The sequence below is a fragment of the Vibrio sp. 2092 genome (genome assembly GCF_033339635.1).
Lineage (GTDB): Bacteria > Pseudomonadota > Gammaproteobacteria > Enterobacterales > Vibrionaceae > Vibrio > Vibrio alginolyticus.
Genome location: NZ_JAWOUY010000003.1, coordinates 34,142 through 46,313, shown reverse-complemented (window position 1 = coordinate 46,313; position 12,172 = coordinate 34,142). Strand labels below are relative to the sequence as shown.

The window sequence follows — 12,172 nt, the reverse complement described above, 5'->3', positions numbered from 1 at the left end:
GCTTTCATCCTGAAACACTTCTTATAATCCAATCTACGTGCCAAGTTTTTAAGTTATTGAATAATAAAAACTAACCTCAATTTACATATCTATAAACAAAAAGAGCGCACCATATCGGTGCGCCCTTTTCACAAATTTAAAGCAACGGCAGAGAAGTTACCCAAAACTGTGCATTAAATGTTCAAAAAGTCTTTCCACTGTTCGATAAGTGCCATGAAATCCTCTATCCCACAACTTGCTGTACTTTCTGCATTGTAGAAGTCGAACTCACTTTCCATCTCGACATCATATTCATGGGCTAATGCGTTTTCTTGTACAAGAACTTCATCGCCCTGAATCATCAAGCTAATTTCCGTGCCTGTTAGGTTATGCTCCTGAGAAGGCGCTGAAAATGACCGCTCAATTAGCTTTTCAACCTGTGCAATCTTCATCGGATCTTTGCCAATTTCTTCTTGCAACCAGCGCCCTACAATCTCATGTCCCATGCTACATTTTACGTAGTACTCGCCCATCAACGTGTTACGAATGAATTCAAATTCCACCGAGATTGCCTATTTCGTATCAATTTGGTGCGAGTATAGCGAATTGCTCCCATAAAAAAAGCACCTCATATGAGGTGCTTTTGAATTGTGCATTTCTGATTATGCCGGTTCTTGGAAGATCACTTCGTCCGCTTTCTTGGTGTATTGATCCATTTTATGGAAGTTCAAGTAGCGGTATGTATCCGTTGCCGTAGCGTCGATTTGCTTCGCGTATTCTAGGTATTCTTCTTTGGTTGGAATCTTACCTAGAATTGCACCTACTGCAGCTAGCTCAGCTGACGATAGGTAAACATTCGCCCCAGTACCCAGACGGTTCGGGAAGTTACGCGTTGAAGTCGACATTACTGTTGATTTATCTGCAACACGTGCTTGGTTACCCATACAAAGTGAACACCCTGGCGTTTCAATACGAACCCCTGCACGTCCGAAGATACCGTAGTAGCCTTCTTCAATCAGTTGGTCTTTATCCATCTTTGTTGGTGGCGCTACCCAAAGGCGCGTTGCTAACTGGCCATTGAACTTATCAAGCAATTTACCTGCTGCGCGGAAGTGACCGATGTTCGTCATACAAGAACCGATGAACACTTCATCAATCGCTGTGCCTTGTACTTCAGACAACAAACGAGCGTCATCTGGGTCATTCGGTGCACATAGTACTGGCTCATTGATTTCAGCCATATCGATTTCAATCACATGTGCGTATTCAGCGTCTTTATCTGCTTGCATCAGCTCAGGGTTTGCTAGCCACTCTTGCATTGCTGTAATGCGGCGCTCGATAGTACGGCGATCACCGTAGCCTTCAGAGATCATCCACTTCAGCATCACGATGTTAGAGTTTAAGTACTCTTCGATCGACTCTTGAGACAATTTCACAGTACAACCTGCCGCCGAACGCTCTGCAGATGCATCAGAAAGCTCAAATGCTTGCTCAACCGTTAGCGTTTCTAAGCCTTCAATCTCAAGGATACGGCCAGAAAATTCGTTGATCTTGCCCGCTTTTTCTACCGTTAGTAGACCTTGCTGAATCGCGTAGTAAGGGATGGCATGAACAAGATCACGCAGTGTAATACCCGGTTGCATTTCACCTTTAAAACGAACCAAGATTGACTCTGGCATGTCTAGCGGCATAACGCCTGTCGCAGCAGCAAAGGCAACCAAGCCCGAGCCAGCTGGGAATGAAATACCCAGAGGGAAACGAGTATGTGAGTCACCACCCGTACCGACAGTATCCGGTAGTAGCATACGGTTTAGCCATGAGTGGATAATACCGTCACCAGGACGAAGAGATACACCACCGCGGTTCATAATAAAGTCCGGAAGTGTATGGTGAGTGTTAACGTCTACTGGTTTTGGATAAGCCGATGTGTGACAGAAAGACTGCATGACAAGATCAGCAGAGAAGCCGAGACACGCCAAGTCTTTAAGTTCATCACGAGTCATAGGGCCAGTAGTATCTTGCGAACCTACTGTCGTCATTTTCGGCTCACAGTAGGTTCCAGGACGGATGCCTTCTACGCCACATGCTTTACCAACCATTTTCTGTGCAAGCGTGTAACCCTTGCCAGAATCTGCGATTTCACCAGGTTTGCGGAATACGTCCGAAGGCTCAAGACCTAGCGATTGACGCGCTTTGTCTGTCAAACCACGACCGATGATCAATGGGATACGACCACCAGCACGAACTTCATCAATCAGTACTTCTGTTTTTAGCGAGAACTCAGCTAGAACCTCACCAGTTTCGTGGTTGCAAACTTTACCTTCATATGGGTAAACATCGATAACATCGCCCATGTTGAGCTTAGTTACGTCAACTTCGATTGGTAGTGCGCCAGCATCTTCCATTGTGTTAAAGAAGATAGGGGCAATTTTGCCACCAAGCACATACCCACCAGCTCGTTTGTTTGGAACGTAAGGGATATCATCACCCATAAACCAAAGCACTGAGTTGGTTGCAGATTTACGTGAAGAGCCAGTACCAACAACATCACCAACGTAAACCAATTGATGACCTTTGTCTTTTAACTCTTCAATTTGCTTGATCGGACCAATAGTACCCGGTTGATCAGGGTTTATTCCTTCACGCTCGTTTTTAAGCATCGCCAGTGCGTGTACTGGGATATCAGGACGAGACCAAGCGTCAGGTGCAGGTGAAAGGTCATCCGTGTTCGTTTCACCTGTTACTTTAAATACGGTTAGAGTGACTTTTTCTTCAAGCTTAGGCTTAGAAAGGAACCACTCAGCATCAGCCCATGATTGAAGTACTTTCTGTGCATGCGCATTGCCAGCTTTCGCTTTCTCTTCTACGTCATAGAAAGCATCAAACATCAGCAGCGTATGAGACAGCGCTTTTACTGCGATCTCTGCCAGTGCTTCATCATCCAATAGCTCAACTAGCGGTTCGATGTTGTAACCACCTTGCATAGTGCCTAGCAGTTCAGCCGCTTTTTCACGACTCACTAATGGTGATTTAACTTCACCTTTTGCTACTGCTGTTAGGAAACCCGCTTTTACATAAGCAGCTTCATCAACACCTGGAGGGATACGGTTTTCAAGTAGGTCAAGAATGACTTCTTCTTCACCTTGCGGGGGATTTTTCAGAAGTTCTACAAGTCCAGCAACTTGTTCTGCGTCTAGCGGTTTAGGAACAACTCCTTCAGCAGCACGCTCTTCGACGTGTTTACGGTAGGCTTCAAGCACGACTTTTTCCTCTCATTGCGGTTCCTCCTCTATTATTACTATTGTTAAAGTAAAGGAGTGAACATCCTTGGAAACTTGGCTCTCCATTGCCCTTGTTTTCATTCAATTATGATTGAGAAACAGCGCCGTAGAGGCCAAACTGTGGGCAAAATAATAGCAAATTTAACCTTAAATTAAAATCTTATCATTTTGACCAACATAGCAACTTACGACTAAAGTTCTGCTAATTTTGACCAAATATGCCAAGTTTTTGCTTTCTCATACCCGGTTAATTAAACGATGTTCCTACGATCAAATACACAGCATCCAAATCTTGCTCGGTACGACCGTATGCCAACATTATTGGTCCTATTGGTGAGTCAACACCAAAGAAGATGGAACCAGCATTGTAAAGCGGCGCTTCGTTTAGTTTCAGATCATTATCAGACCAAACACCGCCATATTCGACCGATGCGCCCAGGTAGACTGGAGCTTCAAACAATCCGAAATCATTATCAAACCACTTATATCGGTACACCAAACTGCTGAAAAATAAGTTCTGTCCGATCAGGCTATTTCTTGGGATTCCCGATAGGCTTAAGAAGCCGCCCAACTCTCTGGGATCAAGCGGTAAAGATGAGTTTTTACTCTCTACAAAACTATATTCAGCATGTCCGACTAAAGTATGACGCTGATGACTCACTGCACCTTTAAATCGTGCAGAGATTTCATAAACGGTATCTTCAATAATTTTGTCAGTTTCTAAAAGGCTAACGCCTTGAGGACTTTGATCATGAGACACTAAATATTCGAGATCGACTAAAAGCCCACGAGTCGGAAATGCGAAATCATCGAGTGTATCTAGGCGATAATTGGCAAACAGGCCACGACGTTCAAAATCCAATTTACCAGCAGAAGCCAAAGTAGAAAGCTCAATATCTCCGGTTGAGTAGCGAGCGCCAAATCGAAGTTCTTGCCACAATGTGGGTTGGATACCTATCGCTAACTCTGTTGTAAAATCATCGTAAGTGACCGGAAAAAAGTCATTTACTGACTCTAAATCTGGTGCTTGAGGCTCTGTTAAAGGTAAGTTTCGGCTCTCACTGCCATAGGAAATACGCCCCGATACAAAAAGTTCTTGGCTAGATAAAACAGGGGAATACAACTCAGCTTCAATCAGCTTATCCGTGCCCATTTCTACGTTGAACGCCAACTCCGCGCCATGAGAGTTCAAGTTGGTAAAGTTGGTTGATATCCCTATGCCGTACTGGCTATCTGTATCGAAGTCATCTTCAAGAAAAAATCGGAAGTTGAGATAATTAGGCCCCCACGACTTCTCGTTAACATCAAAAACCAACAATGTCTCACCATCAACCTCTTCAAAGTGATAAGTGATGAGCTCGAACCGATCTAACGCGTAGAGGTTTTCAACGGCTTTCTCAATTTCGGCCGTTGAAATACGACGTCCGGTTTCTAATTCAATACGATTCGTCAACAACACATCGCTGTAGTGCGTGTTATTTACAATCACAATGTCATCAACCACACGCTGATCGCCATAAATCAAAGTTTTACGAACTTCTTGTTTGCGGTCGATGTATTTTTGATAGTCCGCGTTGGACAAGCGTAACTCTTTCAGCTTGTCTTTTAATTGCTTGGTAATATCGTACCCAGCTTGAAAAGCCCAAGGCATTTTGTCGAACTCGACGGTTTCCATGGTGCCCACATTGGGACGAATATAGATATCTTGAGGTTCAAGCTCGTCCACTTGCTGTTGTGTACTACGACGAACGAGATAGTTAGAGAGTTGGTCCGCGACAGTAAACAGCCCCGTAAATTCATCTTCGGTTTTGTAGTCGGTGCTAATATCGACGGCAATAACGACATCAGCCCCCATGGCGCGAGCCACATCGACAGGCATGTTATTGACGACGCCGCCATCGACAAGCATATGACCATTGAGCTTATAGGGAGGAAGTGCTCCTGGTACAGACATGCTAGCCATCATGGCATCCACAAGGTAACCATTACCCAGTACGACTTCTTCTAGGGCAAGAATATCAGTCGCAACAGAACGATAAGGAATGGCAAGCTCATCAAAAGAATCGAATCGCCCTAAGTTCCCTGTAGTCTCACGCAATACTCGCAACATGTTCTGGCCTTGCACCACACCCGTTGGTGCTCGTACCTCACCGAACCTTAAGCCGAGGTCGGTATTAATTTGATAGCGGTCTTCATACTCTTTGTCACGAACTCGACGTTGGCTACGGTCAACACGATCTCGATAACCGCTGCCCCAATCGACGGTGTAGATAAAACTCTCAATTTCATCAGCACTCATCCCCGTGGCATAGAGCCCACCCACATAGGCGCCCATACTGGTACCGGTCACAATATCGACAGGGATCTGCATTTCTTCCAATGCTTTTAAAACCCCAATGTGTGCCGCCCCTTTCGCTCCGCCACCAGCGAGCACAACCGCCACCTTTGGTCGAGGTTCCAAGTCATCCGTTTTTGTTAGAGAGTTTGCGAGGGAAACAGAAGGAGTGATCATCAAAAAGGTACTAACCCAAAGCGCAAAGTTGCGAACCGATGGGCTTGATAACAGCTTTTTGAACATTCACTTCTTCCTTTATTGAATATCTGATCAAGTAGGGCGTGCTAGCAGTACTGTACTAACACGCCCTAATATGTACTAAGAATTAATCAGATAAACAAGCTAATGTTGTTGATTTGGCGATGCTACCAATCAAATATGCTATTTAACCAGTTTGATTTCTTCTCACACTGTTGCTTTATCTGACCGGTTTTATCCCAAACCGGCAGTTTGTAATCACTACGGCAGTTCATTTCTAAACCTCCATCAGATGTAGGCTTGAACCCTAATGTGGTGATTTCTCTTGGCCATGGGAGCTCTAAGCGCTCAGGAATACGCTGCTTCAAGTACTCTGCGTACACTCGTAATGCACCACTCGACCCCGTTAGATTCACGGGTTTATTATCGTCGCGGCCTAGCCAAATTGTCGTCACCTCACGACCATCAACACCGACAAACCAACTATCGCGGTTGTCATTACTGGTACCCGTTTTTCCTGCCAATGCAGCCCAACCAAACTGGCTTTGTAAGAAGCGGCCAGTGCCTTGAGCAACCCCTTGTTTCATCGCGTAGGTCGTTAGCCATGCAGCTTGTTCATCCACGGCTCTTGATGAACGAGGCAAGGATTGATACAGCACATTACCTTCCATATCCATGACTGAGCGCAGAGCGGTCAGTTTTGCACGCTTACCTGAATTCGTCAGAGTCTGATACATCTGTGCGACTTCGAATGGCGTCAAAGAAAACGAACCCAAAAACATCGAAGGCACTGGGCGAATTTCGTCTTTGTTCACGCCCAAACGCTCTAAAGTATTGGAGACTTCAGGAATGCCAAGTGCCATACCTAAGCGCACGGTTGGTACGTTAAGTGATTTCGCTAAAGCAATGTAAAGTGGCACATCACCACGATATTTTCTATCGTAGTTGCGCGGCGTCCACACGTTACCTTTACTGCTCTTCAGACTTAACGGCGTGTCGTGTAGCGTCGTGCCTAGGTTGTATTTATCCGGTTGTTCTAGAGCCGTTAAGTAAATCGCTGGTTTCACTAAAGAACCAATTGGACGACTGGCATTGAGCGCGCGGTTAAAGCCTTCATAACCGACACGTTTACCACCAACCATCGCACGGATTTCACCACTATGGCGATCAACGGCCACAGCAGCGGCTTCTAACTCTTTACCACCCCGTTTAGCTAGTTCTGGGATCTTTTTCGCGATAGCTTGTTCCATTTTGCTTTGCGATACTGGGTCCAGAGACGTAAACACGCGCAGTCCGGTCTCTGCTTTAAATCGCTCCCCAACTTTTTCTTTTAATTCAATGCTCAATTGTTGGAAATAAGCTGGCTGACGGCTCGCAATACGTGGCTTGCTTTGCGTATCGAGTGGACGACTTACAGCTTGTTCATACTGCTCTGAAGTCAACATGTTTTGCTGCATTAACAGGCGCAGAACGAGATCACGACGCTCTTTCGTTCTCTCAGGGTAACGAATTGGGTTGTAGTAAGACGGTCCTTTTACCATCCCAACTAACATCGCCAATTGATCGATTCGCAACTCCTGAATTGGCTGCCCAAAATAATAACGCGACGCCAAGCCAAACCCGTGGATCGCTTCACCTCCACTTTGACCTAGGTACACTTCGTTTAGGTAGGCTTCTAAGATACGATCTTTGCTGTAACGGTAATCCAAAATTAGCGCGATATACGCTTCTCGAACTTTACGCCACAGTGTTTTATCACGAGTCAAAAACAGGTTTTTTGCCAATTGCTGAGTCAGCGTACTACCACCTTGAACAGTACGACCCGCCTTAATGTTCGCAACCAATGCACGTGCAATCGCGAGCGGTGACACCCCGTCATGTTGATAAAAATCCCGGTCTTCGGTCGCAAGCAGTGCATCCACCAAAATTTCAGGGAACTGATCACGACGTAAGAAAAGGCGCTGTTCATCACGGTCTTTCTCCAGCATGCCCAACATCTTCGGTTCTAGGCGCAAGTAACCAAGGTCTCCTCGAGATTCTAAAGACTGAATACGTTGCAAGCCGGAATCAGAGAAATGCAGCATAATGTGACGATCCGGCTCGGGACCATCGGCAAACTCGAATGGACGACGAATCAATTCAATCCGAGTGGAAGAAGAGGAATATTCGCCTGGGTAACGAGGTTGACTCACTTTACGGTAATTCAACACATCTAGCTCGTTGCGCAGTTCTTGGATGGTGATATTCTCACCAGGGCTTAGATTCAAGATACGGGCATAAACCACCGTTGGCAGCTCAAACAGCTGACCTTCAAAGCGTTCTTTCACCACACTATCTAAGTAAATCCCAACAAACAGCAAAACAGCGGCAAGTGCAACGCCAGCTTTCCAGCTAAACGACCACAGAACTTTCAACCACGAACGTTTCTCGTTAGTCGGCTTTTTACTCGGCGTACGTCGAGTCTGTTTTGCGGTTCCTTTATTGGTTGTACTTTTCTTCGCTGGCGCTTTTTTCGCGCTAGGCTTCTTGCTGTCAGTCATTATTCAATTGTCTTTTTGTTTTCGTTGTTGCTACATGATTGGCAGGATCATCTGGCCAAACGTGTTTTGGGTAGCGCCCTTTCATCTCTTTTTGAACGTCTTTGTAGCTTCCGTTCCAGAAAGCCGCCAAGTCCGACGTTACTTGCAATGGACGTTGTGCCGGTGAAAGCAGTTCAAGCACCAAACGCTTGCGGCCAAGAGCTACCGTTGGGGAACCACTCTCCCCAAATACTTCTTGCATACGCACCGATAATATCGGCTCGTGGCCATATTGGTAACGGATACGCTTCTTTGAACCTGTGGGTAGTTGGTAATGCTCAGGTAACCATTCATCCAGTTGTTGATTGAGTGGCCAACCTAATAGAGCATTAAGCGCTTCGACCAAGTTTATCTTGCTCAGGTCTTTAACCGAGCTGACAGACGTCATGTATGGTTCTAACCACTCCTCTAATGAATCCAGCAAACTGGCTTCATCAAACACTGGCCATGACTGCTCAGGTAACCATTCCACCGCACAACGAATCCGAGCCAACAAGCTCTCCGCTGCCGGTGTCCAGTTTAGACTCTGTAAGCCCTGGCGGCGGACATACGTGAGTAAAGCTTGTGTCATTTTTTCTTTGCCCGGGCTTGGCAACGGCTCGCGTTCAACGACCAGCAGACCGAGTTTTGTTTGTCGCTCAGCTATTAGACGGCCTCTTTTTTCATCCCAGTCCACTACTTCTTCAGACGAAAATAGCGTATCAAAGGTCGTTCGCAATATATTGACATCCAATTCACATGCCGAATGAATTTGACTTGAATTAGAATGAGAACGCATTAAGTCAACGGCAACCAAATACTCACAGCCACCTAGCATGTCTTCCTGATGACATTCTGCACCATGACCATTAGCCAAAGTAAATCGCCCAAATTGATTTGTGCGCTGCTGCGCAATGCGATCTGGAAATGCCAAACTTAACACCAGCGGTAATGCATCTTCATCCACGCCTTTCAGGTCAAATACCGTATCCAATTTGTACGCCAGAGATTGAGCACGCTTGAACAACATCGACTTTTTTGGATGAGTACCAACAAGCCAACGATGCAAGCTATGAGCGATATTGGTAACATTTCTCTCTGGCTCTTCAATCAGTGCGACCGCCGCCAAAGCAGCATTTAACATCTTATCACTGTAAGATAGCGCTTTAATTAGCATCGCAGCCGCACGAGGCTCAACGCCTAGTTCATGCGCCTGTTTTCCTTCGGACGTTAATTGCCCTTTTTCCGTCAGTAGTCCCAATGACACCAATAGCTGCTTCGCTTGTTCCAATGACGCATTAGCGGGAACATCAAGCCACTTTAGATCGTGGATATCACCCGTTCCCCAAAAGGCAAGCTCCATAACTAAACTAGCCAAATCGGAATGCAAAATTTCGGGTAGGGGAACCAGCGGTTGCTGCTTGAACTGGCTTTCAGAATAAAGACGAACACAAATGCCCTCTTCTATTCGTCCCGCTCGTCCTGCACGCTGAATCGCTGAAGACTGTGCAATGCGTGTTTGCTCTAAGCGTGTTAAACCGTTTTTCAAATCAAAGCGGGCAATACGCTCTAACCCAGAATCAACCACGAGGCGAATGCCTTCAATCGTTAGTGAAGTTTCTGCAATGTTGGTCGCTAGAACGACTTTACGCTTACCTTGTTCTGCTGGCGTAATCGCTTTTTGTTGATCTGCAAAACTCAGTTGACCATAAAGTGGGTATATGTCGATATCATCCGCTAAATGAGACAACCGCTCTTCAACTTGTTTTATGGCACCAACACCCGGTAGGAAAGCCAACAAAGATCCAGACTCTTTGTTCATAAGACTTTCTATTGTTTTTGCCATACTCGTAGGTAAATGCTCGTTCACACCTAACGGCTGGTAGCGCATTGCCACATCAAAGCTGCGCCCTTCAGATTCAATGTAACTGGCTTCTGGCAACAACGATTGTAATGCTTGTTGGTCAAGCGTTGCCGACATTACCACCAGCTTGAGATCGTCTCGCAATGCCTCTTGAACTTCTAAACTGAATGCCAAAGCGGTATCGGCATGAATGCTGCGTTCATGAAACTCATCAAAGATCAGTAGATCAACCCCATCCAGTTCAGGGTCAGTTTGGATCATCCTGGTCATGATCCCTTCGGTCACGATCTCCAGCTGCGTTGCAGAACTTACCTTTGCCTCGCCACGAACTCGATAACCCACGCGTTGACCAACTTGTTCTCCCAATTGCTCAGCAAGATAACGGGCAATGTTACGCGCCGCGAGTCGTCTTGGCTCAAGCATGATGATTTTTCCAGCAACCGAATGATTTAAGAGTAACTGCAAAGGGAAGTAAGTCGACTTACCGGCACCAGGCGCCGCTTTTAAGATCACTTGATGTTGATTTTTGACCGCCGTCAGCAACTCAGGCATCACGGCTTCAATCGGCAATTGTGACAAAGGAAATACCTTATGGTGTAATGGTGGCAACATTGTACATAAAAAATTTTTTGTCTAAATAAGCAAATGCATTTCACACCCGCTTTAGAGTCCGCCACTCTACTCAAACGTTATAAACGCTTTCTTGCCGATATCGAGCTCGATACTGGTGAAATCCGTACAATCCACTGCGCAAATACAGGTGCAATGACGGGTTGTGCTACGCCCGGAAACAAGGTTTGGTTTTCTACTTCCGACAACCCGAAACGAAAATACCCCAATAGTTGGGAGTTGAGTGAGACCGAACAAGGCCACCGTATTTGTATCAATACCGCGCGCGCCAATCAATTAGCCGTAGAGGCTATTGAAAATAATGTCATTTCAGAGCTTTGTGGTTATGACACACTTCAAACTGAGGTGAAATACGGCAATGAAAATAGCCGAATTGATATCTTGCTCAGCGCAGACGACAAGCCAAAGTGCTATATAGAAGTGAAAAGCGTCACTCTTCTTGATGAGACCGACTCTACTGGACAAGGATACTTCCCAGATGCGGTCACGACTCGGGGACAAAAACACCTGAGAGAGCTCACAGAAATGGCACAAAATGGAAGTAGAGCCATACTTTTATTCACTGTTTTACATTCAGGTATTGAAAAAGTATCCGCGGCGCACCATATAGACGCGAAATATTCACTATTACTCAAACAAGCACAAGACGCTGGAGTGGAAGTTCTCTGCTACAAAGCTGAACTGAGCGATACTGGAATGAAGCTGATTTCCGCTATTGATTTTATCAATTAAGAGAAAAAATGATGTCGTCTTCACATTGACGATAACTTTGCGATTCAGTATTTGCTTGCACCGCCTCTTTTTGCTATAGATACCCGCCTTAAATTGACTGCGTAGCAGTTGACTAGGTGTAAGTAGGAGATGCTGTATGCCAGAATCAAAGAAGAAAACGATAGGCATCCTAGCCATTGCCGGCGTGGAGCCATATCAGGAAAAACCTGGTGAAGAGTACATGTCACCAGAGCAGGTTGAACACTTTACGAAAATCTTAACAGCTTGGCGCGACCAGCTAAGAGCTGAAGTGGATCGTACTGTTCACCACATGCAGGACGAAGCAGCAAACTTCCCAGATCCAGTTGACCGCGCCTCTCAAGAGGAAGAGTTCAGCCTAGAACTGCGTAACCGTGACCGCGAACGCCGTTTGATCAAGAAGATTGAAAAGACTTTGGATAAAATCAAAGAAGACGATTTTGGCTTCTGTGAGTCTTGTGGCGTAGAGATTGGCGTTCGCCGTCTTGAAGCACGTCCAACCGCTGACCTTTGTATTGACTGTAAAACACTTGCAGAAATCAAAGAGAAGCAAATGCAAGGTTAATCACCCAGCATT

Annotated in this window: 7 protein-coding genes; 2 read left to right on the top strand and 5 right to left on the bottom strand. The window is 45.8% G+C overall.

What is annotated here, in order from left to right; translation table 11 throughout:
* Positions 1–173: 173 nt before the first annotated feature.
* From R7P80_RS06675 to hrpB, 5 genes are all read right to left on the bottom strand, one after another.
* Positions 174–542, bottom strand: coding sequence for a YacL family protein (locus R7P80_RS06675; protein ID WP_017635908.1), 369 nt, complete (start codon positions 540–542; stop codon positions 174–176).
* 99 nt (positions 543–641) lie between these two features.
* The gene (gene acnB, locus R7P80_RS06670; RefSeq protein WP_005380009.1) at positions 642–3,239 is read right to left on the bottom strand and encodes a bifunctional aconitate hydratase 2/2-methylisocitrate dehydratase; all 2,598 of its coding nucleotides are present in this window, start codon (positions 3,237–3,239) and stop codon (positions 642–644) included.
* A 268-nt stretch (positions 3,240–3,507) separates the two neighbouring features.
* On the bottom strand, positions 3,508–5,838 hold the full coding sequence (locus R7P80_RS06665; protein ID WP_033905586.1) for a patatin-like phospholipase family protein: 2,331 nt from the start codon (positions 5,836–5,838) through the stop codon (positions 3,508–3,510).
* Between the two features lie 122 nt (positions 5,839–5,960).
* Positions 5,961–8,333 carry a penicillin-binding protein 1B gene (gene mrcB / locus R7P80_RS06660; RefSeq protein ID WP_005380020.1) on the bottom strand — a complete coding sequence of 791 codons (2,373 nt, stop codon included), beginning with the start codon at positions 8,331–8,333 and terminating at the stop codon, positions 5,961–5,963.
* Positions 8,326–10,794 (bottom strand): ATP-dependent helicase HrpB, encoded by a 2,469-nt coding sequence (gene hrpB, locus R7P80_RS06655; protein WP_225491535.1) that lies wholly within the window; start codon positions 10,792–10,794, stop codon positions 8,326–8,328. Before hrpB ends, mrcB begins: the two co-directional genes overlap by 8 nt.
* 66 nt (positions 10,795–10,860) lie before the next feature.
* Between hrpB and sfsA the strand changes: the two genes are divergently transcribed.
* The gene (gene sfsA / locus R7P80_RS06650; protein ID WP_017635909.1) at positions 10,861–11,577 is read left to right on the top strand and encodes a DNA/RNA nuclease SfsA; all 717 of its coding nucleotides are present in this window, start codon (positions 10,861–10,863) and stop codon (positions 11,575–11,577) included.
* Positions 11,578–11,713: 136 nt separating this feature from the next.
* Complete coding sequence (dksA, locus tag R7P80_RS06645; protein ID WP_005386584.1) at positions 11,714–12,160, top strand: RNA polymerase-binding protein DksA; 447 nt, start codon at positions 11,714–11,716, stop codon at positions 12,158–12,160.
* The last annotated feature ends 12 nt before the right edge of the window (positions 12,161–12,172 follow it).

Coding starts and splice junctions, on each gene's coding strand:
- R7P80_RS06665 (WP_033905586.1), bottom strand. CDS start 5,838: ATGTTCAAAAAGCTGTTATCAAGCCCATCGGTTCGCAACTTTGCGCTT.
- mrcB (WP_005380020.1), bottom strand. CDS start 8,333: ATGACTGACAGCAAGAAGCCTAGCGCGAAAAAAGCGCCAGCGAAGAAA.
- sfsA (WP_017635909.1), top strand. CDS start 10,861: ATGCATTTCACACCCGCTTTAGAGTCCGCCACTCTACTCAAACGTTAT.
- dksA (WP_005386584.1), top strand. CDS start 11,714: ATGCCAGAATCAAAGAAGAAAACGATAGGCATCCTAGCCATTGCCGGC.